A 25,785-nucleotide genomic window follows, 5' to 3' on the forward strand; every position below is an offset into this window, starting at 1 on the left:
CGTCGGCGCTATTCGGCCCAGTTGTTGTCGCAGGCGGTGTAGACGACCCAGCGGTGCGAGCTGATGGCGTTGTTCACCGTGGCACCACTGGAAAACTCGTCATCGGCAAGGTTGGAGGCGAAGCCCTCGTTGCGCGACAGGCAGATGTACCCTCCGGTCCACCCCGTGCCGGTCCCGTTGAAGAACTGGACTTCGAGCGTCGTGCCCTTGTTGAGGATGGATGAGGCCTTGTTGCTGGCCGGGGCCTGGTAATGCCCGATGCCGTCGTTCCAGTTGGAGTCCCAGCCAGAGTACTTTCCGAGGAACCCGGTGCAGTCGGTGCCGTCGTAGGCGTACATGTCACCGGGCGTCGCGCCACCGTCCCACGCGCGGTCGCAGGCCGTGGCCGCGTGCGCGGTGGAGACCGGGAGGGCAGTTCCGAGGGCGGCCATGGCCATGACCGTCAGGAGGGTGGGGATCTTTCTCATGTGGGGCTCCTTCTGGGTTGATTCATTCCGTGACCATCCGGTCAACGGTGGTGGAGAGGGTGGTGAGTGGGTTTCAGAGGCTCCGTGCCCGAGTAAGGGCGGACAGTCTCATCTGCCGGTAGGCGGTGAATTCCTCGGCGTAGTCGCGTGCCACCTTGTCCCGGTATTCGGCCTCCAGGGCACGCGCGGTCTTCCCGAGGGATGTCTGTCGGGCGCACTCGGCTTCCGTCACGGCCAGCGCGGTTTCGGATCGCAGGGCCTGCTCCTCGGTCATCCCGCGAATCAGGTTCTCTCTCTCGCGACGGATGGCGTCGGGGCTCTCGAAGGGGCGGCCCGCTGCTTTCATGCAACGTGACCAAGCCGCCACGGAGTTGGTCAGACGCTTGTCCTTGAGGATGCGCGGAACGTACAAGGGGGTCAGCGAGGTCACGGTCTTCTTGGCGTGGAACCAGGTTGCGTAGTCGCCGTAGAGCTGTTCCCTGGCCTCGGCGTAGCAGCCGCCTCGCGGGGTGCGCACCGAACCGCCGGACGGCAGTTCGGTGGTGATGGGGTCGGTGAAGGTCCCGTTGAGCGCCCTGGAGTATCTGACGCGTTCCTTCTTGGAGAGCGCTTTGACGTAAGTGATGTCGGGGTGGTCGCGGTTGGCCTTCTGGGCCGCGTTGTCGAATGACCGGCCGTAGCCGTACTGGCGGGCCCAGGCGATGTCGTCCACGACGTAGGCGCCGACTTTGCGTGCCGGCACGCTCAGCACCGGCAGGGCCCAGTACCGGAAGCCCTGGCGTTGCATGCACTGGGTGACGAGGTCCTGCTCCGCGCGGTCTATCTCCACTTCCTCCGCGGGGCTCAGGTCCCTGAGCGGTGGCCCCTGAGCGTAGGCGGCCTTCTTCTGTTGTGGCCGGTCGTGGTCCGCGGGCGATCCGGTGCCAGGGCTGCACCCGGCAGCCAGACAAGAGGTAAGGGCTACCAAAAGGAGCATCTTTCTCTTTCTGTGCACTCTCTGCCCCTATTTCCCTTGATCTTGAGTGGTGGATCATGGCCGGGTGGTACGGCGCCGCGAACTGTCGGACATCGATCAGGAGTTCGTCCGGCCGCTGCCGCGCACCCAAGGGCACCCAGTTCCGGCCGGCTCCGCAGTAAGGCTGGGCGCTCGGTGTGACGTCAGTCCACAGCAGGCCCGGAAGTGACCCCGTCCCGGGACGTCCCACCCGCTGAACTGCGGAGATGTCGCACGCAGAGTCCGTACGACGGGACGGCCGGCGGTGACGCGAGCCGGGATGCATGACTCCGGGTAGTGGTATCCGACCGGTCGGCCCCCGGAGGCGGTTACTCGCTCGGAGTCAGCGGGTCGGCGTCGATGGCCACAGCGATCAGGGTGGCGCCGCAGCTGTTCCGGTGGATGCGGTCGGTCGTGAGGACGAGACCTCGCCGCCGAGCTCGTGGCGACGCTGCTGCGCAGTACTGCGCGCTGGACGAGGACGTTGATGACCGCTGTGGGCGTCGCCTCCTCCCGGTATGCCCAGGGGGCGCACCCGGGGGATCGGAGCGACGCCGGTCGCCTGCTCCTAGAGCGTGTCTCCCTCCGAACCGGAGAATCAGCGAGCCAACCGGAAACGCCGTGGCAGCGAGGGCGGGCGGCCCTCAGGTTTCGACAAGACGATCTACAAGCGGAGGAACGAAGTTGAGCGAACCATCAATGCGCCGAAGAACTTCCGTGCCGTGGCCACGCGGTCCGACAAGCGGGCCGACGTCGCCACGGCACGGTCACCGTGGCAGCGATCCGCCTGCGGCCGCGCTCATGCCCCTCACGACAGGTCTCAGGCGCCGGTCCGCCCGTCGACGAGCTCACGCACGACGTCGAGGTGGCCGTTATGGCGGGACGTCTCCTCAATGAGGTGGAGGATCACCCACCGGAGGTCGACGTGGCGGCCGTCGCTGATGGGACGCTTGGCCGGCGAGTCCAGGTCGTGTTCGGACACCAGTCGACGGGAGCGGGCGCTCTGCTCCTCGTACTCGGCGAGAAGCTGGGGCAACGGGAAGTCGACTGCCGTCCGCATCTCAGGGTCGGGATCATCGTCGGTTGCCTCGGTGAGCGGCCCCGCGAGCTCCTCGCCCAGAAACATAACGTGGAACCAGTAGTACTCGACCCAGCGCAGATGGCTGATCAACCCGCACAACGTCATCAGCGGCGAACTCGGGAGCGGGGCCTTGCGGGCGTCTTCGGCGGACACGTCCTCACACTTGGCGCGCGCGGTGTCACGGGCGTAATCGAGGAAGGCGACCAGCTGCGCACGCTCGTCCCACGCAGGAGGCGTGTCGGTTCGTTGAGTCATCGCCAGGAGTTTCCCGCAGCTCGGAACGAGTGTCGACCCAATTGATCCAGGGCGAGGGCGTCGGTCCGGGGCGGTTCTGCCCTGGGCCTGTCCACCCACCTTGCTCGTGGCCTGTACTACCGACCTGTGACGGGCGTGTGGCCCGCTGGGGCGGTGCGGTGTGCGCGGTTGGCGCCGACGGTGCGGGGGCGAGGCCGGTGAGGGTGGGTGTGTTCACTGTCCGGTGTCGAGGCGTGCTGCCACTTCGGTTGCCGCTCGCCGGCCCGAGAGGATCGCGCCGTTCATGCTGCCGGATGTCTCGTCGGCTGTTTCGGTGCCGGCCCAGTGGACGCGTCCTACAGGCTGGCGCAGGAACGGCCCGAAGTTGGTCCATGTCTTCGGTCCGACTGCCGGGTTCGGCCCGCCGGGTGCGAAGCTGTCGTTGCCCCAGGAGAAGTCGGTGTAGTCGATGGCGTGGCGCGCGGACTCGCCGTACAGGTGGATGAGGTGCCGCAGGACGCGGCGGCGGCGTTCGTCCTTGTCGTAGGCGTCGAATCCGCGGCCGTCACAGAAGGCCATGAGGATGCCGGGGCCATCGGGGTGGGGGCTGACGTCGAAGGTGAGGAAGACGGTCTCGTCGTCGGACATGCCCTCCCCCGAGAGGCCTTCGTCTCGCCAGAAGGGGCGGTCGTAGGCGACGAACGCCTTGCTGAGTGCTCCCAGCCGCCAGCTGCGCGACAGTCCGTAATGACGCTCAGGGAGTGCGGGCGTGAACTCGATGGTCGAGCGGTGTGCCGGCGACGCCGTCACGATGACGCACCGGGCATCGATGGTGTGCTTGCCGGTTTCCACCGTGACACGTTCGCCGGTCGTGGTGATGCGCTCCACCGGGGAGGCGAGGAGCAGGCAGTCTTCCAGCGTGCCGGCGAGCCTGGTGACCAGCGTGTGCGTTGTTCCCAGTACCCGGTCCTGCTGGTCGCCGCCCTCGACGGCGAGCATGTGCTCGATGCCGCCCAGGTTCTTGATGTATCGCATCACGTTGAACAGTGACACCTCGCCGACGGGTGCGCCCCAGTGCACCAGGCTGAACATGTTCATGAACTTCCGGGTGTCCTTCAGGGCGTGCTTCAAGGTCAGCCACTCGCCGAGCGACATCGAATCGAAGTGCGCGGCATGCGGGTGCTCCCAAGGAGACGAGACGGGAAGTCCGTCGACCATCTTCTGCAGGTTGCCCATGATCCGCGTGAGGTCGAGCATCATCCAGGGTGCCATGGACATGGTGCTCTCGGTCTTGCGCTTGCCTCCGAAGGACATGACGCCCTTGCCCGGTTGGAACTGGGGCACGAACTCGCAGTCGAATCGGCGCGCGAGATCGCGTACCGCGGTGTGACCCGGCGCGACCCAGGTCGCTCCGGCGTCGACGGGGACGCCCGCGATCTCGACCGTGTGGATCCGTCCACCGATGCGGTCGCGGCCCTCGATGACGACGACGTCGTGCCCGGCTCGGGAGAGCTGGTCGGCTGCCGTGAGCCCTGCGAGACCGGCACCGACGACAACGACGTCGGCGGATCGGGTGCTGACACTGGTCATGGTCGTGCTCCGTTCGTATGCGGCCTGCCGGCCGTCTACCTCGTGCACCAATTACTGTACTGACATGTCAGTACAGTTTACAAGTCTGGGTGTCATGCGCCGATATGGCGGTGGAGAGAGCCGCGGGCGACGTCGATGGTCGCCGTTGCCGGCGCGGTCGGCACGCTCGTCCTCGGCCTGCGCCGTGGCGGAGATCCCGGCTTCGCCACGCCCGGGCGCCGACGTGCTCGCCACGGTCGTGAGCGGCCCGCCCGAGCAGGGCCGGCGGTGGAGGTGCATCGAGGAGGCCCGTTATGAAGCCGCGCCGCGTCTTCTCCCCGCAGGATGCGCGCGGCGGTGACGCTGCGGGACAGTGGGGCGATCGCTGGCTCTCCTGCGTCGGCACCGCCTGGTCAGGGCCTGCGGTTGCCCCGGGCCGGATGATGCGCAGGCGATGCGGACTCGCCGGCCCTGGCCGCCGGAGGCGGCGGGCCGCGGTCTCGTCCGCAGGGAACCCCGCGTCGAGCAGGTGGCATCGACGCGGGCGTCCCTTGCCGCGTCTGTCACCGCCGCCCCAGAACGACGAGCGCCAGTCCGGGTGTCGAAGCACCCGGTCGGTGCGCTCGTTGAGCGAAGATCCCGTACCCGGTATACGGGGGCGTCGGCCTGGTACTAGACGCCGGGGCTGGCGAGTCTCTCCAACTCGTCACGCAGAGCTACGAGTTCGGCACGATCGGGCTTGAGTCCCCATCCGGTCATCAGGCCGGCACCGTCGATGGCGTTGAGGATGACCGTGCGGGCTCCGACCGACAGTCCGTCTTCGGCCATCTCGGCCTTCCAGGTGGCTCCGTCCTCGGCGAGGATTTCGGGCACCCCGGGGGTGACGGCGAGGGCGGCGAGGAGGAACAGCCGCTCGCCGACGGCCTCGATCCCGTCTCCGTCCAGCGACGCGCGAATGAAGGCACGCGCCAGACGGCCGGGCTTCCGGCCGTCCTCGACGTCGTCGTGCACCGCATTACGGAACTGGGTGAGTACATCGCGGGTCAGGGCGACCCACAGCGTGTTCTTCGAGCTGTAGTGGTAGATCACGGCACCTCGGGTCATCCCGGCCGCTTCCGCCACGTCATCGAGGGTCGCCCGGGCGCCCTGGGCCACGACGACACCCCTCGCGGCATCCAGGATCAACCGCTTGGTGTCTTCGGGTCCTCGTCCTGCTGTGCGTCCCATTGATCTCTCTCATGTGCGAGTAGCGGCATCGTACGGCGACCAGTGTGCCTGGCTGCCACGCGGGCTCGTCCCCGGCTGGTGACCTGCCAGAGGCAAGGACGGTTCAGGGCCGGAGGGCAGCCTGCCTTCGGTTGCTGTGCCTCGCCAGCGTCGCCGGGATGGTGGCCAGCAGATCGCCGATCCCTCCGGCAAGTGTGGCCGCGCGGTTGCGTCCCTCGGCCCGGGTGCTGAACTCCACGGTTCGGGCGGTGATGCTCTGTGCCGTCCTGGCGAAGGGACGGATCTCGGCCTCGAACCGCGCGAAGGCGAGGGTGACGTCGTCCGTGGCCCGCAGGGACTCGGCCAGCACCTTGGCGCCCGGCAGCGAAGCGTGCGCGCCCATGCCGGACACCGGGTCGACGCAGTGCGCGGAGTCGCCGAGGAGTACGACCCGGCGGGTGTACCAGCGGGGCAGTCGCACCTGCGAGAACCGGGTCAGCTTGGTGTCCTCGGACTTCCGTGCCGCCTCCGCGATCGCGTGCATGTCCGGGCCCAGGCGCTCGACCATGTCACAAACCTGCTCGACCAGCATCGGCTCGTCCGCAATGGTCGAGTCCGGCACGGGAACAACCGCCATGACCGACGTCTGGCCGGTGTCCAGGAACGGGTAGATCATCGACAGCATCCCCTCGCGGGACGCGATCACCGCACGCCCGTCGGGCAGGGGCGCGTCGGCGTTGATCCATACGTGGGTGAGGCCATTGCGGTACACGCTGTGCGCTTCGGATGCCAGCGTCAGCCGGCGCACCGTCGAGTGCAGCCCGTCCGCCCCGACCACCATGTCGAACGACTCCGTCGAACCATCGCTGAACCGGGCCAGAACGTCGTCGCTGCGGTGCTCCAGCGCCTCGAGCCCGACTCCCAGCCTTTTGTGGACTGCGGCGGGCAGGTGCGCGAAGAGCCTCGACAGCAGCACCGACCGGCGAGCGAGGCGCCATTCGCCGTCACCGTCAATCTTGAGCTCGCGGACCTTGCGCGTGCCCCACCGCACGGACATCGCGGGTGCCGCGAAGGTCACCTCGTCGACGATCTGCTGGCCGCCCATGAGCCGCAGGATCCGCGTCGCCTGAGCGTCCAACTGCAGCAGGTAGCTGCTCGGATACGGCTCGGCCTCCTTGTCGACGAGTACGACCTCCCATCCCTCATGATCCAACCACCACGCCGCGGCGCACCCGGCCATCCCGCAACCCACGACGAGAGCCCGACGACGGACGGGCTCCACAGTCCCAGATGCCATACCCGCTCCCAAACTAGTCTGACTTGTCAGTCAAGTTTATGCTGACCCCGATGACTGTCAATGCCGGCGGTGCGGCACGCCTGAGCGGGGGCCGTTCTGCCGGGAGGTCGGACGGCCGGGTCGGCGGGGGCTTTCCCGACCTCCGGTGGGGTCCGGCTGCGGTGATGGGGGTGTGCGGTCTTCCGAGGTGGGTGGTCGTATCGAGAGACGAACATGTAGCTAATGAGACGATGATGTCTCACATGCGTTACTGTTGACTCATGAGCTTGGATCGTGATCAAGTGCTGCGTGCCGCTGCCGATCTGCTGACGCGAAAGGCCACGGCGACCACCGAAGAGGTCGCCCGGGCCGCCGGGATCAGCAGGGCGACGCTGAACCGTCACTTCCCCGGGCGTGACGCCCTGGTGCGCGCCCTGGAGGACCTCGGTATCGCCGAGTGCGAAGCGGCTCTGGATGCGGCCCGCCTCGCGGAGGGGACGGCGGAGGAGGCGGTGCGCCGCCTGGTCCGTGCCCTTGAGCCCTGTACGAGTCTGCTCGCCTTCCTCTACTCGGAAAACCAGCTCTTCGAGGGCGACGGGCAGCACGCGGGCTGGTCCCGTATCGACGCCCGGCTCACCGAACTGTTCCGCCGGGGCCAGGAGAGCGGCGAGTTCCGCATCGACCTGAGCGCGGTGTGGCTCACCGAAGCCCTGTACGGCCTGCTGGCCGCCGGCGGCTGGGCCGTCATCGAGGGCCGGGCAGCCCGCAACGACTTCACTCACATGATCGCCGAGCTGCTGCTCGGCGGCACGATGCGAAGGGACGCATCATGACCCACCCCCTGCGTACGGCTGAGCAGGGCAGCACCCAGCAGACGCCGGGCCGCTGGATCGCCCTGGGCGTCCTGGTCCTGGCCGTGCTGCTCGTCGCGGTGGACGCCACCGTTCTCGGCCTGGCCACGCCCTACCTCAGCGAGGACCTGCAGCCTTCAGGTACCCAGCTGCTATGGATCGGCGACGCCTACTCGTTCGTGATCGCCGGCCTGCTCATCTCCATGGGCAGCCTGGGCGACCGCATCGGCCGCAAGCGCCTGCTGCTGATCGGTGCGACCGCGTTCGGCCTGGTCTCGGTACTCAACGCCTACGCGCAGACCCCCGAGATGATGATCGTCGCCCGGGCCCTGCTCGGCGTCGCCGGCGCCACGCTGATGCCCTCCACGCTCGCGCTGATCCGCAACCTCTTCCACGACCCGCGTGAGCGCAGCCTCGCCATCGGTATCTGGAGCGCCGCCGCCTCGGCGGGCATGGCGGTCGGCCCGATCGTCGGCGGTGTGCTGCTGGAGCACTTCTGGTGGGGCTCGGTCTTCCTGATCAACCTGCCCGTGATGGCGCTGCTGGTCATGGTCGGGATCAAGATGCTGCCGGAATCGCGCAACCCCTCCCCGGGGCCGTGGGACATGCCGAGTGTCTTCCTGTCGTTGATCGGCATGGTCGGCGTCGTCTACGGCATCAAGGAGGCCGCGGCCGAGGGATTCGCCTGGCTCACCCTCGCGGCAGGCGTGCTCGGTGCGGCCGCTCTCTACGGCTTCGTCCGGCGCCAGCGGGCCCTGCCCGTCCCGCTGGTGGACGTCCGGCTGTTCCGCAACCGCGGCTTCAGCGGCGCCGTCCTGGCGAACGTACTCACCATTCTCGGGCTCTCCGGTCTGCTGTTCTTCCTCTCCCAGTACCTGCAACTCGTCCAGGACCGGCGGCCCATCGAAGCGGGCATCGCCGAGCTGCCGGCCGCCGCGGGCGCGGTCGTCGCCGGTCTGGTCGCCGGCGCCGCGGCACGACGCCTCTCGGTGCGCGCGGTGGTCTCCAGCGGCCTGGCCGTCATCGGTCTGTCCCTGGCCGCGCTGACCACGATCACTCAGACCACCGGCTACCCGCTGATCGGAACCACCCTGCTGGTCGTCGGGTTCGGCGCCGGACTGTCGTTCACGATCACCTCGGACATCATCCTCACCGCCGTCCCCAAGGAACAGGCCGGCGCCGCCTCGGCAGTCTCGGAGACGGCCTACGAACTGGGCACCGCTCTGGGCATCGCCCTGCTGGGGTCGGTCGTCACCAACATCTACCAGGACTTCACCGGACCGGCCGGAACCCCGGAAGCGGCGCACGAATCGCTGGCCGGAGCCGTCGTGGCCGCCGTGCACATGCCCACCGACGCGGCCGCGGCGCTGTTGCAGGCAGCACGAGAGTCCTTCGTCGACGGCGTGGCACTCGCCGCGGGCGTCGGCGCCGGCCTGCTGCTGCTCGCCTCGGCCGTCGCCTGGTTCCTGCTGCGCGGTCAGAAGCTGACCAACGAACCCGTCCAGCACTGAACACACGGACTGAACAGCGGACGCAGCCTCTGCTGCCGCAGACAGAAGCTGCCCCGGCAACGCGGGCCTCGATGCTCGGGGCTCGCATTGCCAGTGGCCAGGAGGCGGTCCAGGCCCCCGGCCGACAAGAAGTGGTCCGACGGACGGCTTGGGCCGCGCCGAAACCACAGGCTCGGCGCAGCCACTCAGCCGCGTCAGTACCTGCTGGGACACGCCGGCGTCCGACGGCAACGACTCCACCCAGTGCCCAGCCCCTGACAACACGCCCAGGAAGAGACCATGAGCAACCGGCCCGCCACACTCCAGACCACCGCGGACAGAGAGTCCCCGCTGTCGCGACGGGCCGCCTCATGTGCTGTCTGGTACCTACGGGTTGTTGCGTTCGTCAACTTCCTTAGCGCCATATGGGTCTCCCTCGGCCAGGACTTGCGACGGCACAACCAACAGGACCTGTTCACGCCGTACCTGTTGACCGCCGGATTCGCCTCCGGCGTGGTCACGGCCTTCCTCGCGGTGACGATGCGGCGCCGCAAACGCGCGGCATGGATCCTCAACCTGGCGCTCAGCGGGCTGTTCCTGGCGCTCGTCTGCTTCGCCATGATCTTTCCGCAGTGGCGGCGGCACCCGCAGAACTGGATCTCACTTCTCTTCACTGCCGCGTTCGTCGTCGCGCTGCTGGCAGGACGGCGAGAGTTCTACGCCAAGGGAGACCGCTCCAACCCCAAGCTCGCCGGCGTCGTGGCCGTCGGCGGTCTGATTACGGCTTCACTGCTCGCCTGGTTGCTGGTAACCGCCACCAACCAGGCGCCCCACGCGGGCCGTCCCACCATCACAGAGCGCTGGCGCTACGGTACGTGGCAGCTGATCACGGTCACGGTGGACAAGTCGCGCTTCCCGGGGATCGCCGTCCCGCACTGGGCCAACGTCACCGTCAACATGCTGGGCACCGCGCTCGCCATCGCTGTCGCCTACGCCGCGTTCCGCGCCCGCCGCGCCGTCGACCCGCTCACCGAGAACGACGACAAACAGCTGCGGGCTCTGCTGGAGCTCCACGGAGAGCGCGACTCCCTCGGCTACTTCGCACTGCGCCGGGACAAGAGCGCGGTGTGGTCCCCGACCGGGAAGGCCGCAGTCACCTACCGCGTGGTGGGCGGGGTGTCGCTGGCATCCGGGGACCCGATCGGTGACCCGGAGGCCTGGCCGGGCGCCATCACCCCGTGGCTTGCCGAAGCACGCGCACACGGCTGGGTGCCGGCCGTGATGGGCGCGAGCGAGGAAGCAGGCACCGTCTACGCCCGACACGGCCTGGACGCACTCGAACTCGGCGATGAGGCCATCGTCGAAGTGTCCGACTTCACTCTGGAGGGCCGCGCCATGCGCTCCGTGAGGCAGGCCCACAACCGGGTGAGGCGAGCCGGGTACACCGTGCGCATCCGGCGCCACGAGGACATCACCGCCGACGAGATGGCGCGTCTTGTCGAGCGTGCCGACGACTGGCGCGACGGCGCGACCGAGCGCGGATTCAGCATGGCGCTGGGCCGGCTCGGGGACCGGGAGGACGGGCGGTGCGTGATGGTCGAATGCCACGACGCCGAAGGCGCGCTGCGGGCCCTGCTGTCCTTCGTGCCATGGGGCCCTCATGGGCTCTCCCTCGACCTGATGCGTCGCGACCGCGACTCCGACAACGGCCTGATGGAGTACATGGTCATCGAACTGCTGCGCCGGGCCGGCGAGATCGACACCACCCAAGTGTCCCTGAACTTCGCGATGTTCCGCTCGGTGTTCGAGCGTGGAGCACGGCTTGGTGCCGGACCGGTACTGCGCCTGTGGCGATCGCTGCTGAGCTTCTTCTCCCGCTGGTGGCAGATCGAGTCGCTCTACCGCGCCAACGCGAAGTACCGCCCGATCTGGGAACCGCGCTTCCTCCTCTTCGGAAAGAGCGCCGACCTGCCCCGCATAGGACTGGCATCAGCCCGCGCGGAGGGCTTCCTCGAGGCCCCGGGACTACCGAAGTGGCTCCACCGCCAGCGCCTGCGAGCCCAGCGCTAGCGGAACGGGGCTTCGCTCAGGAAGGAGTACACAATGAGTCGTCTACGGTTCGATTGATACATGGGCGTCTCACGTGGGATCGCCCGCATCGGTGGAACGTGTCGCTCAGGCTTTGCCGCCAACCTGGCAGAACTCGTATCGGCGACGAGTGCACGACGATCCCCGAACTCCAGCCGCCCGCGGATGTCAGCCGTGTTCAGCGTCCTGTCCGAAGTCGCTTGCTGAGGGAAGACCATGAACAACCGCCCCAACGACGTCGAGTCTTCTTGCGCCGGCACTCTCGGCCTGCACAGCATGAGGACGAGGTTTCTGGCCCGCACCGGTGACCCTGTGGCCAAGCTCATCGCGCCGGGCTTCCGGGGTGACGCCTATGCGTTGTACGAGCAAATGCGTGCTCAGGGGCCAGTCCACCGCAGCCGCACGGGACTGTTCGCCGTCCTCTCGTACGACGGCTGTCACCAAGTCCTTGAGGATCGGTGTTTCTCGACCTGCGCATCACTCACCCGCCCCGCGGACACGGGCGCGCCCGCGCGTTCGGCGCCGACTCGCACTGAGGGGCGCTGCTCATCGGCGGATCGATCCGACGAGGCGTACGCAATCGCCGGGCCGTTACTGCACCCGGCTCTACATCGGTCCGCCACCCGCATCGACACCGCCGCTCATGACCTGCTTCGCCAGCACGCTGATGCCGACTTCATAGACCTTGTGGCCGACTTCGCCCATCCCTAGGTTGTCGCATGCCTCAGTGAGATGCTCGGTATCTCATCAGCCGACTCGGCGCACTTCGCTGACATTTGTGACGTCCTCGGGCGTCCCGTCCACGGGAGGCCCTCAGCAGCCCGGGCGGAAGCAGTCAAGGATGCGCACGAGGACCTGGCGGCCCTGGTGATCCGATCGGAAAGTGAGCGGCGACAGAGTCCTGGAGGCGACCTGATCAGCCGACTCACCGCTCCCCGACGCGGAAACGGCGCAGGGAATGACGTGACCAGACTGATCGAACACGTGCAACGGCGTGGCCGTCGAGAGACGCCGGCGACCGACCTGGGGCGGTCAGGTACAGCCTCCGACAAGTTGGGTCTGGAAGAGATCGCCGCAGTCTGTCGGACTCTGATCGCCTCCGGCCTGGAGACCGCGGTCTGTCTGATCGGCAACGCGATAGCCGCACTCGCGGCCCGCCCTGACCAATGGAAGACACTCAGAACAGCCCCGCACCTTGCGGCGAAGGCGGTCAACGAGGTCCTGCGCTTTGATCCTCCGCGCCAGTTCCTCCTGCGTACTGCCTCCGAGCAGGCCGAGGTGGCAGGCCATGCCCTGCCACCTCACAGCCGCGTTCTGGTGATGCTCGCTGCGGCTCACCGCGATCCCCACCGGTTTCCCGATCCCGCCCGCTTCGACCTCGCACGGAGTGCCCGTCCCAGTCACCTCACCGCTGACGGGGCCATGGAACTTGAGATCTCATTGGCCCGGCTGGTGGGAGAGATCGCCCTCTGGGCTCTGGCCAGCCGGTTGCCGCAACTGCGACCGGTGGGGCGGGCGGTCCGCAGACCTGGCGGAGCAGTCAGCGGCTTCACCCATCTGCCGTTCCGCGCGTCTGCAACCGCATGACGGGCAAGGACCAGGACGGCCGCGACGACGTTCATCGCGGTGCCCATGGCGCCCTGTACACCGGTCAGCAGGGCGACGGGCGTGGTCTCACCTCATGGACCGCTCACAGAAACTGGCCGACCGGGTCGCCTTCGGGTGCGCTGCGGTCGTCGGCCCGACCCACCGCTTGGCCGCCGAAGCCGGCCTGACCCTCGACGGCACCGGCACCGGCACCGTCACCGGCCCCGGGGCCTGGGGTTTCACACCCCGGAGGAGACCTCGGCCTTCTCCTGGTCGCCGTCGCCGCCGGCCGCTGCGAGTGCGCGGTTGCGGCGTACCGAGGAGAAGAAGGACCAGCCGATCAGGGCGACGCCGACGAGGCCGGTGATGATCTCGTGGATCTCGTACTGGATGGTGACCAGCAGGATCACGGCGAGGGCGCCGATGGCGTAGTGGGCGCCGTGCTCCAGGTAGACGTAGTCGTCGAGGGTGCCCTGGCGGACCAGGTAGACGGTCAGGGACCGCACGTACATGGCGCCGATGCCGAGGCCCAGGGCCATCAGGACGATGTCGTTGGTGATGGCGAAGGCGCCGATGACGCCGTCGAAGGAGAAGGACGCGTCCAGGACCTCCAGGTAGAGGAACATGAAGAACGCCGCCTTGCCGGCCAGCTTGACTGCCGACTTGGGCTTGCCGGTGCGCGCGGCCTCTTCCTCGGCCTCGTGCTCGCGTTCCTCCTCCTCTTCGAGTTTGTCCTCGAAGTAGCCGGAGAGGCCTCCGACGATCATGTAGGTGATCAGTCCCGCGATGCCGGCCAGCAGGACGGTCTCCGCCTTGTCGGCGTGGGCCCCGCCGTGCTGGTGGGCGTGGGCGCCGAAGGTGATCGCGGAGACGAGCAGCACGATCAGGGCGATGCAGACCGACAGCATGTCGACCTTGCCGAGCTTGGCCAGCGGACGCTCCAGCCAGGCCAGCCACTTGATGTCGCGGTCCTCGAAGATGAAGTCGAGGAAGATCATCAGGAGGAACATGCCACCGAACGCGGCGATCGACGGATGGGCGTCCGTCACCAGCTCCTGGTAGCGGTCCTTGTCGGTGAGCGCGAGGTCGACGGCCTCGATGGGTCCCAGCTGGGCGCTGATCGCCACGATCACGACCGGGAACACCAGGCGCATGCCGAACACGGCGATGAGGATGCCGATGGTGAGGAAGATCTTCTGCCAGAAGGCATTCATCTTCTTCAGGATCCCGGCGTTGACCACCGCGTTGTCGAAGGACAGCGAGATCTCCATGATCGAGAGGATCGCGACGATGCCGAAGGCGGTCCACCCCCCGTAGAAGATCGCCGCGACCAGGCCGAGCGCGGTGACCGCGAACGACCAGCCGAAGGTTCTCAGCAGCACCGGTCAGCTCACCGTGCCTTCGGGAAGGAGTGCGATGCCGTCGTCGTCGGCGTGCAGGATGTCGCCGGGGCGGAAGGTGACGCCGCCGATGGTGACGGGCACGTCGACGGCTCCCGCGGAGTCCTTGGCGCTCTTGCGGGGGATGGTGCCCAGCGCCTTGATGCCGAGCCGGAGACCGGCCAGGGCCGCGCTGTCGCGGACGGCGCCGTGCAGGACCAGGCCGGCCCAGCCGTTGTCCTGGGCGGCGCCGGCGATGAGGTCGCCGACCAGGGCGGTGCGCAGGGAGCCGCCGCCGTCGACGACGAGGACGGCGCCGTCGCCGGGGGTGCGCAGGAGGTCGCGCAGGAGGCCGTTGTCCTCGTGGCAGGAGACGGTGCGGACGCGGCCCGCGAAGCTCCGGTGGGCGCCGAACTGGCGGAACTGCACGTCGCATACGCGCAGTTCGGTGCCGTACCGGTCGACGAGGTCGGCGGTGGGGACGGGGGTGACCGTCTCGGGCATGTGGTGCTCCTTCGTTCGGGGCTGCCGCGCCCGCTTCTCATCCGGCCGTCAGGAGGATGGGGGTGCGAGCGCGGCAGCCTGCTCGGGGGTGAGGGGGCGGGTGGCGTGTCCGCGCAGGAGGAGGTGCAGCTTTGCGGTCTCCTCCAGTTCCTCGATGGCGTCGGCGGCCTGCTCCATGGACGCGCCGGCGACGACGGGGCCGTGGTTGGCGAGGAGGACGGCGTGGTGCGTGCGGGCCGTGTGTTCCGCGAGCGGTTCCAGGGCGCTGTCGCCGGGGGCGTGGTGGGGGAGGAGGGGGAGGGTGCCGACGCGCATGGCGTAGTAGGAGGTGAGCGGGGGCAGCGCGTCGGCTTGGTTCACGTCGGCGAGGCAGGAGACGGCGGCGGCGTGGGTGGAGTGGAGGTGGACGACGGCGTGGGCGCGGGGCCGGGCGCGGTAGAAGGCGGCGTGCAGGAACGCCTCCTTGGTCGGCTGGGGCCCGTCGAGGTGCTTGCCGTGCAGGTCGGTGCGCGACAGGTCGGCATCTTCGACCGTGCCGAGGCTGGAACCGGTGGGGGTGAGCAGCAGGCTGCCGTCGGCCAGGCGGACGGACAGGTTGCCGGTGGAGCCGTGCGTGAGGCCGCGGGTGAACAGGGAGCGGGCGGTGCGGACGATGAGCGCGCGGGCGGCCGACTCGTCGGCGTAGGGGGTCACTTGGCCTCCCCGGCCGGAGTGGCGAGGGCGCGGGTGAAGAGGTCGGGTGCGCCGAAGTTGCCGGACTTCAGCATGAGGGCGAGGTCGCCGTGCTCGGTGGTGGCGTACGTCCAGGGCACGCCGGGGTCGGCCTCCTCGCCGACCAGGACCGCACGGACGCCGAGGGCCGTGGTGACGGCGCCGGACGTCTCCCCGCCGGCGACGAGGAGCCGGCGTACGCCGCGCTCGACGAGCTGGGAGGCGAGGGCGCCGAGGAGTTCCTCGACCTGCGCGGCCGCTTCCGTGACGCCCAACTGGGCCTGTACGGCGGACAGTTCCTCGGGAGAGGCGGAGGCGTAGATCAGGACGGGCAGCGCCGCGTCCTGTGCGTCGTACCAGGCCAGTGCCTCGCCGGTGACGTCGCGGCCGGACGCGGCGGCGAGGACGTCGAGGTGGAGGGAGGGCAGGCCGGCGGCGTAGAACTGGGCGATCTGCTCCAGGGTGCGGGCGGAGCAGCTGCCGGCCAGGACGGCGGCCCGCCCCTGGGACGGCGCCGGTTCGGCGGCGGCCGGCCCGGTGGCGGGGTAGGCGTGTCCGAGTCCTTCGGCGAGGCCCGCGGCCCCGGCGACGACGGGCAGTTCGAGGGTGGCGGCACCGAGCACGGCGAGGTCTTCGTCGGTGAGGGCGTCGGCGACGACGTGCCGGACGCCGGCCTGCCGGTGCGCCGTGATCGCCTCGCGGACGGCCTCCACCCCGCGCCGCACGGTGGCCCAGTCGACCAGGCCCACCGGGTGGCGGGTCTGCGCGGACAGCAGGCGCACCAGGGCGGAGTCCGTCATGGGGTTGAGCGGGTGATGGCGCAGGGGCGAGTCGGAGAGCAGCTGGTCGTGGACGAACAGGTGGCCCTGGTAGACCGTGCGGCCGTTGGGCGGCGAGGCCGGGCAGTGCAGGGTGACGGCGGCACCGGCGGCGTCCATCAGGGCGTCGGTGACCGGGCCGATGTTGCCCTGGGGGGTGGAGTCGAAGGTGGAGCAGTACTTGAAGTAGAGCTGTGCGGCGCCCTTGGCCCGCAGCCAGCGCTGGGCGGTGAGGGAGTCGGCGACGGCCTCGTCGGCGGGCGTGGAGCGGGACTTGAGGGCGACGACGGCGGCGTCGCAGTCCGCCGGCAGCGTCGTGGTGTCGTCCGGGGCGCCGAAGACCAGGGCGGTGCGCAGGCCGGCGCGCCGGAAGGCGGCGGCGACGTCGGTGCCGCCGGTGAAGTCGTCGGCTGTGCAGCCGATGCGCAGGGTCATGGTCGGGCTCTCTCCTCGGGCTGTGCGTCGTGCGGCTCACGGGGTCCGGGGCGGGTGGCGTGGCAACCCGCCCCGGACGACCAGGGGTGCTGCTACTGACCGGCGCCGATGGCCTTGATGACGGCGGCGGTGAACTCGGTGGTGGAGGCGGAGCCGCCGAGGTCGCGGGTGGAGGTGCCGGCGGCGATCGCGGCGGCCACACCCTTCTCGATGGTCTTCGCGACGGTGGCGAGCCTGTCGTCGCCGTGCTTGGCGCCGAGCCATTCGAAGAGCATGGCGCCGGAGAGGATCATGGCGACCGGGTTGGCGGTGTTCCGCCCCGCGATGTCGGGGGCGGAGCCGTGGGACGCCTGGGCCATGGCGGTGGTGGCGGAGGAGTTGATGGACGGGGCGGTGCCCAGCGAGCCGGAGATCTCGCCGGCCAGGTCGGAGAGGATGTCGCCGAACATGTTCTCGGTGACGATGACGTCGAAGTCCTGGGCGCGGCGCACCAGGTGGACGGTCATGGCGTCGATGTGGAAGTCGTCCACCGCCACGTCCGGGTAGTCCTTCGCGACTTCCTGGCAGACCGTGCGGAACAGGCCGGTGGTGAGCTTGAGGACGTTGGCCTTGTGGACGATGGTGAGCTTCTTGCGGCGCGAGCGGGCGAGGTCGAAGGCGACGCGGGCGACGCGCTCGGTGGCCTCGCGGGTGATGATGCCCAGCATGATCGCGGTGTCCGGGGTGGGCATGAACTCCCCGGTGCCCGCGAAGGTGTTGCGGTCGGCGTAGAAGCCCTCGGTGTTCTCGCGGACGATGACCAGGTCGGCGTTGTCGCAGACGGCCTTGGCACCGGGGAAGGACTTGGCGGGCCGGATGTTGGCGAAGAGCTGGAAGTGCTTGCGCAGGGTGCCCGAGGGGTTGAGCGCGGACTTGTGCGGCTCGGGGTAGCTGACGGAGTCGTGCGGGCCGAGGTACCAGCCGTCCAGTCCGGCGAGGGCGTCCTTGGTCTCCTCGGGCACGGGGGTGCCGTGGGTCTTGATGGCGGAGGCGCCGAGCGGCAGGGTCACCCAGTCGACGGAGACACCGGCGGCCTCGGCGGCGGCGGTGGCGATCTCGACGGAGGACGGGACGATCTCGGGGCCGATGCCGTCGCCCTCGAGGACGCCGAGGCGGTAGGTCTTGCTGCTCATGGTGCGGGTTCCTCTCAGAACAAGCGGGTGGGGAGTGAGGCGGGTCAGGACAGGGCAACCGCGGCGTCGGTGAGCGCGGTCCACGAGCGGGCGGCGGCTTTCGGGCTGTCGCCGTCCTGGGTGTGTTCCAGGGTCAGCCAGCCGGTGAAGCCGCCCTCGCGCAGCGCGGTGAACAGGGCGGGGAGCCGTGGATCGCCGATGGTCAGCGGGCCTCTGGTGGAGGGTGCGGCGAGTTGCAGGCAGCCGGTGACGGCGGCGTGTTCGGTCACGGCCCGGAGCAGGTCGACGCCTTCGGCAGCGAGGTGGTGGGTGTCCAGTACCAGTCCGGCCGGGGCGTCGAGGGACGCGACGACGGCGAGGGCTTCCCCGGGGGTGTGCCACAGCGAGGTGTTGGCCCGTGACTGCGGTTCCAGCAGGAGTCGGCTGCCGCGGTCGGCCGCCTCCTCGGCCAGCTGGTGCACGGCGCGTTCGGCCCACAGGCGCTGCATGTCCTCCAGCCCCGGCAGGAAGGTGCCGCGGGTCTGCCCGAGGGTGACCGGTACGCCCAGCTCGCCGGCGAGACGGGCCGCGCCCAGCAGCCGGAACAGGGCGTGACGGCGTACGTCGGGCGACGGGTCGGTCAGCGTCAGCCGGTCCTGTGCGCAGACCGGACCGGTGCCGATGCCCAGCACCCGCAGCCCGGCTCCCTCCACCGTTCGCGCCAGTTCCCCGGCGGCGTGCGCGCCGGTCTCGCGGACCTGCACCTCCACCCCGTCGTAGCCCAGCTCGGCCAGTCGGCGGACGGCCTCGGTGAGCGGTGCGGCGAAGCCCAGCGGCATCGGTGCGGAGCAGTCGTCGCCGGAGACGGTGTAGGCCAGCGGCCAGGGCGGGCGCGAGGTCACGAGGCGACCGCCGCGGCCGCGACCGACGGCCCGCCGGGTGCGAGCAGCTCGCGCAGTTCACGCGCGGCGGCGCCCGCGCCGTCGAGCACCGGCACTCCCACCAGCTCGGCCAGGGCGGCACGGGCGGGGGTGAGCGAGTACTGCGCCAGCAGGACGGCGTCGGCCCCGGCACCGCCCGCGGCGTGCAGGGCGGCGGCCAGGTGGCCGGCGGCGGCTTCGTCCGCCGTGGCGGCCTCCTCGCTCAGGGCGGTCACTATCTCGAGCGGGCGGTCCGGGCGGACCGCCGGGACGAGTGCCTCGAGTTGGGCGACGGCGGCCGGAACGGCGGGCGGTGTGGAGGCGACGACGGCGATGCGCCGGTACGGCCCGGCCAACGCGGCCCGGAACATCGCCTCGTCGGACTTGAGGACGGGGACGCCCCACAGGGCGCGGGCGGTGTCCACGACCTCGCCGTACGAGGAGCAGGTCAACAGCAGGGCCTGGGCGCCGCCGTCCATCACGTGGCCGATCAGGCGGAGCATGCGCCGACGCAGCGCGCCGGTGAGTCCGCCCGCTCGGCGGGCGTCGTCCAGGAGGCGGTCGTCCAGCACGTTCCAGACCGTGGCCCGCGGGAACTCCCGCGCGAACGCCTCTTCGGCGATGCGGTGCGCGGTCGGCACGGCGTGGATCATGGCGACCAGAGGTTGGGGTTCGATCACCGGGGTTCTTACCTCTTCCGGTAGGCGGGGACCGGCAGGGGTCCCGACCGCGGGGCTGCTCCGCTCGGCGGGTGAACGTCCGTGACAGCGGGAAGACAGGCCCGAGATGTGGGGCGGCAGCAGGGCGTGGTGTGTGCCGTGCCGCCACTGTAGATCCAACCGGTCAACCGGTCAACCGGTTGTGGGCGAGTTGAGCCCGTGAGCCGCCGGTCCCGGTCCGGCGGCCCGCCGACGCCGCTACGCCTCGCGCTGTTCGAGTGCCTTCATCAGGCGGCGGGAGGCGCCGTCCATGTGCTGGGCCATCGCGGCGCGTGCGGCGTCGGCGTCGCCCTGCGCGACCGCTTCGAAGATCGGTACGTGGTCGGCGTAGGCCACCTCGCGGGACCGGACGGCGCCGGTGCGCTCCACCCAGCCGCGCTGGATCATCGCGCGCATGCCCTTGAGCATGTCGCGCAGCACCGTGTTGCCGGCCAGTTCGCCGAGGGCGGCGTGGAAGGCGGTGTCCGCCTCGGGGAACTCATCGTCGGGGCACTCCCGCATCGCCGTGAGCCGGGCCCGCAGCAGTTCGACGCCCGCCTCGGTGCGCGCCCGCGCGGCCAGCCCGGCGACGATCACCTCCAGTTCGGCCCGGGCCTGCACCATGTCGCGGGCCCCCCGCTCGCCCAGGACCAGACCCAGCTCGAACAGGCGGTAGAGCACGTCGGAGTCGGTGCCGCGGAAGTACGTCCCGCTGGACTGCCGGATCTCCAGCAGCCCGAGGAAACCGAGCGACTTGATCGCCTCCCGCACGGTGGGCCGGTTCACTCCGAGCATCTCGGTGAGCTGGCGCTCGGAGGGGATGCGGTCGCCGGGCTGGACCTCGCCGGACATCAGGTAGTCGATCAGGCGGCGGGAGACCTCGGCGGCCAGCGGCTCGCGCGGCTCGACCGTGATCCTGGCGAGTTCGGCCATTGATTTCCTCACTTCGGTATTGACGTGATGGCTGGATTCTAGTTACCTACCGGCAATCCGGTAAACCGGTTGTCCGGAAGCTGGCCGGCTCGCTCCGACCCCTTCCCGCCCTTCGTCCGGCGAGCCCGCCGTACAGGAGCCGCCCGTACCATGACCGACCCGACGCACGAGCCGAGTACGGCCCCGCGTGCGCTGCCGGTCGTCGCCCGAACCGACACGCACTGACCCCGACGCGCCGTTCTGTGCCGCCGTCCGACCGGCGGCCCTCAGTCCTGCACCGACCAAGGAGCAACGATGCTCGCCGTCCTCGGCTTCGCAACGCTGGGCAGCTTCATGCTGCTCGTGATGCGGAAGTACCTCTCCGCCTTCACCGCGATCATGCTCACGCCCATCGTCGCCGCCCTCATAGCGGGCAAGGGCACCCAGCTCGGCGACATGATCATGAACGGCCTGGACACGGTCGCGCCCACCGCGGCGCTTCTGCTGTTCGCCGTCCTCTATTTCGGCCTGATGATGGAGGTGAAGCTGTTCGAGCCGATCGTCCAGGCCATCCTCCGCGCCTCCAAGGGTGACCCGCTCCGCATCGTCGTCGGCACCGCGGTGCTGTCGTTGTGCGTCGCCCTGGACGGTGACGGCACCACCAGTTACATGATCGTCTGCTCGGCGTTCCTGCCCATCTACCGGCGCCTCGGCATGAACCCCCTGGTCCTGGCGACGTTGGCCGCGATGTCGCTGGGCACCATCTCCGGCACCACCCCCTGGGGCGGCGCCGCCACGCGTGGGATCAGCGTCCTGCACCTCAACGCCAGTGAGTACTTCGTCCACATGATCGGCCCGATGGCACTGACCAGCCTCGCCATCATCGCCGTCGCCTACTGGCTCGGCCTGCGCGAACGTCGCCGGATCGACGCGGAGAAGCTCGCCGCCTACCAGCTGGAGATCGCCTCCGGAGAGGCGTTCGAGCCGGTCAGGGTCGACTGGCGGATGTGGTTCAACGCGGCCCTCACCCTGCTCCTGATGGTGCTCCTCATCCTCGAGGTCGCCGATCTCCTCGTGCTCTTCATGGTCGCCTTCGTGATCGCGCTGCTCGTCAACATCCGCGCCATCGGCGACCAGCAGGAGCTCATCAAGCGCCAGGCCGCCAATGCCGTCCCCGTGATGATCCTCGTGCTGGCCGCCGGCGTCTTCACCGGCATCATGACCGACTCGGGCATGATCAAGGAGATGGCCGACGCGGCCCTGTCGATCGTGCCGGACGGCTGGGGCAACGTCATCCCGCTGTTCACCGCGGTCCTCTCCCTGCCCCTCGGCTTCTTCATGTCCAACGACGGCTACTGGTTCGGCGTCGTCCCCGTCCTGGCCGAGTCCGCCGCCCACTACGGCATCAGCCCGAACGAGATCGCACGCGCCGGCGCCATCGGACAGATCCTCCACATGATGGGTCCGACGAGCGCCCCCCTGTGGGTCCTCCTCGGCCTCGTGAAGGCCGAACTCGGCGACTTCCAGAAGCACGCCCTTCGCTGGGGCATCCTCGTCTCCGCCGCCTACATCCTCTTCGCCGTGGTCACCGGCGCCATCAGCGTCACCTGAGCGGCGCGCCGCGCGTGACGGCGAGGTGCGTCCCGTCCCGTCTCGTATCGTCCCGCCCCGCCCCGCCCGTCCGGAGCATCCGGCCGCTCGACCCCGTGCACGACTTCCGCCCGGCCACGACAGCGGCCCTTCATCCCATGTCACCACGGAGAACCTGTGAACAATGCCGCCGACGATCCCTGCTTCGCCGCCTTCCCGCCCTCCGTGCTGCGCCCGGACGAACTGACCTCCTTCGCCCGAGGCGGCGGCGCCCGCACCATCCCCCTGGTCACCCGGGCCGTCGGCGCCGAGGTCTTCCTCACCGGGCAGACCCTCTTCGAGAGCGGTGCCGGTATCGCCCTGCACACCCACAACTGCCCCGAGAGTGTGACCATCCTCGAAGGTGACGCCCTCGTGGAGATCGACGGCACGGAACACCGGGTCACCCGTTTCGACACCACGTATGTCCCCGCCGGCGTTCCGCACCGCTTCCGCAACGCCTCCGGCACCGCGCCCATGCGCATCCTCTGGATCTACGCCTCGGTCGACGCGACCCGCACCCTCGTCGAGACGGGAGTCACCGCGCGCGTCGACGCCGAGCACGGCAAGGCCACCGCCGAGAGCCGAGGGCGGTGACGGCGCCGACGCGGAAGAACACGAGTCGCCGGAAGGCCGCGCGGACGGCCTTCCGGCGGGCACGCCGCCGTCCGCTCACCGGAACCCGGCTCAGTCGCCGCACAGGCACCGCTCCGCCCACCCCCGTCCGGGGCGACGAGGGGCGGGTCGGGCCGATGTGACCGGGCGTGCTCCTGAGGGGCCCGGTGTGGCGGGTTTCGTCCGTCGGCACGGTGCGGCTCTTCAGCACGGTGACCGGGCCGGCCGTCGGCACCGGTCCTCGACGCTCGGCGGCCCGGGGCGGCGCTCCGATAGAATGCCTGAACGAAGGACATGGCGGAGCGGTACTTCCCGGTGAAGGCGGACATGGTGGCTGACATCGCGCCGTTGCGGGGGCGACGCCGCGAGTTGGCGGAACTGGAAGCGCTGGTGAGCCGCGCCCGCGGAGGCCGCAGTGGGGCGCTGGTCGTCTCCGGGGAGGCCGGTGTCGGCAAGACGGCGCTCCTGGACCACCTCACGGCACGGGCCGCGGCGCAGGTCCGTACCGAGCGCATCGTCGCCTCCCAGTCCGAGATGGAGCTCGCCTACGCCGGTCTCCAGCAGCTCTGCGGGCACATGATGGGTTCCGCCGCCCGGCTGCCGGCCCCCCAGCAGGAGGCGATCGAGGTGGCGTTCGGGCTGCGCAGCGCCGCCGCGCCGAGCCCGTTCCTCGTGGGGCTGGCCCTGCTGGGGCTGCTGACCGAGGCCGCCGAGGAGCAGGCACTGCTGTGCGTCGTCGACGACGCACAGTGGCTCGACCAGGCGTCCGCGCGTGCCCTCGCCTTCGCGGCCCGGCGGCTGGACGCGGAGGGCATCGCCCTGGTGCTCGCCATGCGGCAGGCCGACCCGGTGTTCGCGGGCCTGCCCCACATGAGCGTCGAAGGGCTCGGTCACGAGGACGCGTGCGAACTGCTGCGCCTGGCCGTACCCGGTGGTCTCGACCTGCGGGTGCGCGACCAGTTGATCGCGGAGGCCCGCGGCAATCCCCTCGCCCTGCGCGAACTGCCCCGGGCCCTGAGCCCGGCCCAGATCGCCGGCGGTTTCACCCTGACGGACTCCCTGCCGCTGGAAAGCCGCATCGAGCAGAGCCTGGTCGTCCAGCTCGCCCCGCTGCCCGCACCGGCGCGCCTCCTGCTGCTGCTGGCGGCCGCCGAACCCACCGGCGACCCGGGGCTGCTGTGGCGTGCCAGCGCGGTGCTGGGACTGGGACCGGAGGCCTTCGACGCGGCCAAGGACGCCGAGGCGTTCGTCGTCGGCACCCGTGTCGGCTTCCGCCATCCGCTGGTGCGGTCGGCCGTGTACCGGGCGGCGTCACCGGGGGACCGGCGTCGCGTCCACGCCGCTCTCGCGGACGTCACCAGCGCCGAGCACGACCCGGACCGCCGGGCCTGGCACCGGGCCAGCGCGACCCTGCAACCGGACGAGGAGGTCGCCGCCGATCTCGAGAAGTCCGCCGTGCGTGCGCGAACCCGTGGCGGAGCGGCCGCCGCCGGCGCGTTTCTGGAGCGGGCGGCCGAACTCACGCCCTCGCCGTTCCGCCGCGGGCAGCGGCTCATCGCGGCCGCCGAGGCCAAGCACGACGCGGGCGCGTCGGACGCGGCCCTGCGCCTGCTCGGGTCCGCCCGCGTCCTTCCCCTCACCGCGTTGCAGGAGGCGCTCGTGGTGCGGCTGCGCGCGCGGGCCGGATACGCGCTGCGGCGCGACCGCGACGGGGCGCGGCACCTGCTCGACGCGGCACGGGGACTCGAAGGGCTCGACCCGGTCCTCGCCCGCGACACCTACATCGAAGCGCTCGCGGCGGCGACCTACGGCGGCAGGCTCGGTGACGCCGAGCAGGTGACCGCCGTCGCGCACGCGATCCTCGGCGCCACGTCCGCCGCCGACGAGACCGACCGGGCACGGGACCTGATCCTGCGCGGGCAGGCGCTGCTCGCCACCGAAGGGCAGACGGCGGCGCTCCCCACCCTGCGACGGGCGCAGCGTGCCTTCCTCGAGCAGGCGCCGGACTCCCTCGAACTGCACTGGATGTGGTTCGCCTCCCGCGCCGCCCAGGACCTGTGGGACCCCGCCGGCCTGCGTGCGCTCGCCGACCGGCAGGTCGAACTCGCCCGTGCCGAAGGCGTCGTCACCGTACTGCCGATCGCCCTGAGCCTATTGGTGCTCGTGCAGATGATCGACGGCGACCTGGACGGGGCGGAAGCCTCCTGCGACGAGATCGACGCCATCAAGGAGGTCACCGGCAATCCGCTGCCGCCGTACGGGCGGCTCCTCCTCGCCGCGTACCGAGGGCAGGCCGACGAGGCGGAGCGCCTGGCCGGGCGGGTCCGGGCCGACGGGCTCGCCCGCGGCGAGGGACACGCGGTGAGCGCCGCCAACTTCTCCGAGGCGGTCCTCTACAACGGCCTGGGCCGCTTCGCCGAGGCGGTGGCCAGCGGCCGGCGCGAGCTGCCGTACACCCGCGAACTGAACCTCGCGATGCGCACACTGGTCGAGCTGGTGGAAGCGGCCGCGCACACCGGTGAGCGCGCGCTCGCCGAGCAGGCACTGGAGCAGTTGGCCGACGTCACACGGCCGGTGGGCACCAGCTACGCGCTGGCCGTCCTGGCGATGGCCGAGGCGCAGCTGCGTGCGGGGGACGACGCGGAGCGGCTCTTCCTGGACGCGATCAAGCGCTTCGAGCACGAGCGGATCTCGATCTGGGTGGGCCGTTGCCGCCTGCTGTACGGCGAGGCACTCAACCGCCAGGGGCGGTCCGCCGAAGCGCGCGAACAGCTCCGCGCCGCCCACCGAGAGCTGTCGGCCCGCGGATTGACCGGATTCGCCCAGCGCGCCGCCAATGAACTGCGCGCGAGCGGCGAGACCCTGCGGGTCCGCACACGAGAGTCGGCGGCGCGGCTCACCGAACAGGAACTGAACGTGGCGCGCCTGGCCCGCGAGGGGCTGACGAACCGGGAGATCGGCGCCCGCCTGTTCATCAGCGCGCACACCGTCGAGTACCACCTGCGCAAGGTCTTCGTGAAGCTCGGCATCAAGCGGCGCACCGAGCTGAAGCCCGCCCTCGCCGGACTCACCGCGACCGCGTCGAGCGCATGAACTCCCGGGGGCGGGCGCCGGACTCCTCTCCCGCTTCCGTACGCGGGCGACGGCCGGCGCCCCGCGCGGTCGACCGA

At 70.2% G+C, this 25,785-nt stretch carries 21 protein-coding genes and 1 pseudogene; 8 read left to right on the top strand and 14 right to left on the bottom strand.

Features of this window, described 5'->3' with window-relative positions; genetic code table 11:
- Window positions 1–8: 8 nt before the first annotated feature.
- Both B9W62_RS34835 and B9W62_RS34840 read right to left on the bottom strand, forming a co-directional pair.
- Window positions 9–467: a hypothetical protein gene (locus B9W62_RS34835; RefSeq protein WP_087810895.1), complete on the bottom strand. Its 459-nt coding sequence runs from the start codon at window positions 465–467 to the stop codon at window positions 9–11.
- 73 nt (window positions 468–540) lie between these two features.
- Window positions 541–1,443 (bottom strand): hypothetical protein, encoded by a 903-nt coding sequence (locus tag B9W62_RS34840; protein ID WP_087810896.1) that lies wholly within the window; start codon window positions 1,441–1,443, stop codon window positions 541–543.
- Between the two features lie 605 nt (window positions 1,444–2,048).
- On the opposite strand from B9W62_RS34840, the pseudogene B9W62_RS34845 reads away from it, so the two are divergent.
- Window positions 2,049–2,251: pseudogene (locus B9W62_RS34845) on the top strand (IS5/IS1182 family transposase); the annotation flags it as partial.
- 30 nt (window positions 2,252–2,281) lie between these two features.
- Here the strand turns inward: B9W62_RS34845 and B9W62_RS34850 are convergent.
- The 4 genes from B9W62_RS34850 to B9W62_RS34865 all read right to left on the bottom strand — a co-directional run bounded on the left by B9W62_RS34850 (window position 2,282) and on the right by B9W62_RS34865 (window position 6,848).
- Window positions 2,282–2,797 (bottom strand): DinB family protein, encoded by a 516-nt coding sequence (locus tag B9W62_RS34850; RefSeq protein WP_087810897.1) that lies wholly within the window; start codon window positions 2,795–2,797, stop codon window positions 2,282–2,284.
- Window positions 2,798–3,010: 213 nt separating this feature from the next.
- The gene (locus tag B9W62_RS34855; RefSeq protein ID WP_087810898.1) at window positions 3,011–4,366 is read right to left on the bottom strand and encodes a flavin monoamine oxidase family protein; all 1,356 of its coding nucleotides are present in this window, start codon (window positions 4,364–4,366) and stop codon (window positions 3,011–3,013) included.
- Between the two features lie 651 nt (window positions 4,367–5,017).
- Entirely contained in the window at window positions 5,018–5,572 is a 555-nt protein-coding gene (locus B9W62_RS34860; protein WP_087810899.1) for a TetR/AcrR family transcriptional regulator, read from the bottom strand.
- A gap of 103 nt (window positions 5,573–5,675) precedes the next feature.
- Window positions 5,676–6,848 carry an FAD-dependent oxidoreductase gene (locus tag B9W62_RS34865; protein ID WP_087810900.1) on the bottom strand — a complete coding sequence of 391 codons (1,173 nt, stop codon included), beginning with the start codon at window positions 6,846–6,848 and terminating at the stop codon, window positions 5,676–5,678.
- Window positions 6,849–7,108: 260 nt separating this feature from the next.
- Between B9W62_RS34865 and B9W62_RS34870 the strand changes: the two genes are divergently transcribed.
- The 4 genes from B9W62_RS34870 (at window position 7,109) to B9W62_RS34890 (ending at window position 12,843) form a co-directional block, all read left to right on the top strand.
- On the top strand, window positions 7,109–7,660 hold the full coding sequence (locus B9W62_RS34870) for a TetR/AcrR family transcriptional regulator (protein ID WP_087810901.1): 552 nt from the start codon (window positions 7,109–7,111) through the stop codon (window positions 7,658–7,660).
- Window positions 7,657–9,189, top strand: coding sequence for an MFS transporter (locus B9W62_RS34875; protein WP_087810902.1), 1,533 nt, complete (start codon window positions 7,657–7,659; stop codon window positions 9,187–9,189). The genes B9W62_RS34870 and B9W62_RS34875 overlap by 4 nt, the downstream gene beginning before the upstream one ends.
- Before the next feature lie 279 nt (window positions 9,190–9,468).
- A complete protein-coding gene (locus tag B9W62_RS34880; protein WP_087810903.1) occupies window positions 9,469–11,238 on the top strand; it encodes a phosphatidylglycerol lysyltransferase domain-containing protein in 1,770 nt (589 codons plus the stop codon).
- 981 nt (window positions 11,239–12,219) lie between these two features.
- The gene (locus tag B9W62_RS34890; protein ID WP_179235813.1) at window positions 12,220–12,843 is read left to right on the top strand and encodes a cytochrome P450; all 624 of its coding nucleotides are present in this window, start codon (window positions 12,220–12,222) and stop codon (window positions 12,841–12,843) included.
- A 239-nt stretch (window positions 12,844–13,082) separates the two neighbouring features.
- Here the strand turns inward: B9W62_RS34890 and B9W62_RS34895 are convergent, their stop codons facing one another.
- From B9W62_RS34895 to B9W62_RS34930, 8 genes are all read right to left on the bottom strand, one after another.
- Window positions 13,083–14,225, bottom strand: coding sequence for a DUF475 domain-containing protein (locus tag B9W62_RS34895; RefSeq protein WP_087810906.1), 1,143 nt, complete (start codon window positions 14,223–14,225; stop codon window positions 13,083–13,085).
- Window positions 14,226–14,228: 3 nt separating this feature from the next.
- Window positions 14,229–14,726 carry a ribonuclease E activity regulator RraA gene (gene rraA / locus B9W62_RS34900; protein WP_087810907.1) on the bottom strand — a complete coding sequence of 166 codons (498 nt, stop codon included), beginning with the start codon at window positions 14,724–14,726 and terminating at the stop codon, window positions 14,229–14,231.
- Window positions 14,727–14,774: 48 nt separating this feature from the next.
- Window positions 14,775–15,419, bottom strand: a complete 645-nt coding sequence (gene otnC, locus B9W62_RS34905; protein ID WP_087810908.1) for a 3-oxo-tetronate 4-phosphate decarboxylase — start codon at window positions 15,417–15,419, stop codon at window positions 14,775–14,777.
- On the bottom strand, window positions 15,416–16,690 hold the full coding sequence (otnK, locus tag B9W62_RS34910; protein ID WP_087810909.1) for a 3-oxo-tetronate kinase: 1,275 nt from the start codon (window positions 16,688–16,690) through the stop codon (window positions 15,416–15,418). Before otnK ends, otnC begins: the two co-directional genes overlap by 4 nt.
- A gap of 92 nt (window positions 16,691–16,782) precedes the next feature.
- Window positions 16,783–17,862 (bottom strand): isocitrate/isopropylmalate dehydrogenase family protein, encoded by a 1,080-nt coding sequence (locus B9W62_RS34915; RefSeq protein WP_087810910.1) that lies wholly within the window; start codon window positions 17,860–17,862, stop codon window positions 16,783–16,785.
- Between the two features lie 44 nt (window positions 17,863–17,906).
- A complete protein-coding gene (locus B9W62_RS34920) occupies window positions 17,907–18,743 on the bottom strand; it encodes a sugar phosphate isomerase/epimerase family protein (RefSeq protein ID WP_256976685.1) in 837 nt (278 codons plus the stop codon).
- Entirely contained in the window at window positions 18,740–19,441 is a 702-nt protein-coding gene (locus B9W62_RS34925; RefSeq protein ID WP_087810911.1) for an aspartate/glutamate racemase family protein, read from the bottom strand. Before B9W62_RS34925 ends, B9W62_RS34920 begins: the two co-directional genes overlap by 4 nt.
- Window positions 19,442–19,678: 237 nt before the next feature.
- Complete coding sequence (locus tag B9W62_RS34930; RefSeq protein ID WP_087810912.1) at window positions 19,679–20,392, bottom strand: FadR/GntR family transcriptional regulator; 714 nt, start codon at window positions 20,390–20,392, stop codon at window positions 19,679–19,681.
- Window positions 20,393–20,686: 294 nt separating this feature from the next.
- On the opposite strand from B9W62_RS34930, the gene B9W62_RS34935 reads away from it, so the two are divergent.
- The 3 genes from B9W62_RS34935 to B9W62_RS34945 all read left to right on the top strand — a co-directional run bounded on the left by B9W62_RS34935 (window position 20,687) and on the right by B9W62_RS34945 (window position 25,708).
- The gene (locus B9W62_RS34935) at window positions 20,687–21,982 is read left to right on the top strand and encodes a CitMHS family transporter (RefSeq protein ID WP_087810913.1); all 1,296 of its coding nucleotides are present in this window, start codon (window positions 20,687–20,689) and stop codon (window positions 21,980–21,982) included.
- Window positions 21,983–22,138: 156 nt separating this feature from the next.
- The gene (locus B9W62_RS34940; protein ID WP_087810914.1) at window positions 22,139–22,597 is read left to right on the top strand and encodes a cupin domain-containing protein; all 459 of its coding nucleotides are present in this window, start codon (window positions 22,139–22,141) and stop codon (window positions 22,595–22,597) included.
- 312 nt (window positions 22,598–22,909) lie between these two features.
- On the top strand, window positions 22,910–25,708 hold the full coding sequence (locus B9W62_RS34945; RefSeq protein WP_087810915.1) for an AAA family ATPase: 2,799 nt from the start codon (window positions 22,910–22,912) through the stop codon (window positions 25,706–25,708).
- Window positions 25,709–25,785: the final 77 nt, after the last annotated feature.

Source organism: Streptomyces sp. CS113 (assembly GCF_002188365.1).
GTDB classification, from domain to species: Bacteria; Actinomycetota; Actinomycetes; order Streptomycetales; family Streptomycetaceae; genus Streptomyces; species Streptomyces tendae.

Bases quoted from the DNA above. Each gene is read 5' to 3' on its own strand.
- B9W62_RS34835 (WP_087810895.1), bottom strand. From the start codon at position 467: ATGAGAAAGATCCCCACCCTCCTGACGGTCATGGCCATGGCCGCCCTC.
- B9W62_RS34840 (WP_087810896.1), bottom strand. From the start codon at position 1,443: ATGCTCCTTTTGGTAGCCCTTACCTCTTGTCTGGCTGCCGGGTGCAGC.
- B9W62_RS34850 (WP_087810897.1), bottom strand. From the start codon at position 2,797: ATGACTCAACGAACCGACACGCCTCCTGCGTGGGACGAGCGTGCGCAG.
- B9W62_RS34855 (WP_087810898.1), bottom strand. From the start codon at position 4,366: ATGACCAGTGTCAGCACCCGATCCGCCGACGTCGTTGTCGTCGGTGCC.
- B9W62_RS34860 (WP_087810899.1), bottom strand. From the start codon at position 5,572: ATGGGACGCACAGCAGGACGAGGACCCGAAGACACCAAGCGGTTGATC.
- B9W62_RS34865 (WP_087810900.1), bottom strand. From the start codon at position 6,848: ATGGCATCTGGGACTGTGGAGCCCGTCCGTCGTCGGGCTCTCGTCGTG.
- B9W62_RS34870 (WP_087810901.1), top strand. From the start codon at position 7,109: ATGAGCTTGGATCGTGATCAAGTGCTGCGTGCCGCTGCCGATCTGCTG.
- B9W62_RS34875 (WP_087810902.1), top strand. From the start codon at position 7,657: ATGACCCACCCCCTGCGTACGGCTGAGCAGGGCAGCACCCAGCAGACG.
- B9W62_RS34880 (WP_087810903.1), top strand. From the start codon at position 9,469: ATGAGCAACCGGCCCGCCACACTCCAGACCACCGCGGACAGAGAGTCC.
- rraA (WP_087810907.1), bottom strand. From the start codon at position 14,726: ATGCCCGAGACGGTCACCCCCGTCCCCACCGCCGACCTCGTCGACCGG.
- otnK (WP_087810909.1), bottom strand. From the start codon at position 16,690: ATGACCCTGCGCATCGGCTGCACAGCCGACGACTTCACCGGCGGCACC.
- B9W62_RS34915 (WP_087810910.1), bottom strand. From the start codon at position 17,862: ATGAGCAGCAAGACCTACCGCCTCGGCGTCCTCGAGGGCGACGGCATC.
- B9W62_RS34930 (WP_087810912.1), bottom strand. From the start codon at position 20,392: ATGGCCGAACTCGCCAGGATCACGGTCGAGCCGCGCGAGCCGCTGGCC.
- B9W62_RS34935 (WP_087810913.1), top strand. From the start codon at position 20,687: ATGCTCGCCGTCCTCGGCTTCGCAACGCTGGGCAGCTTCATGCTGCTC.
- B9W62_RS34945 (WP_087810915.1), top strand. From the start codon at position 22,910: ATGGCGGAGCGGTACTTCCCGGTGAAGGCGGACATGGTGGCTGACATC.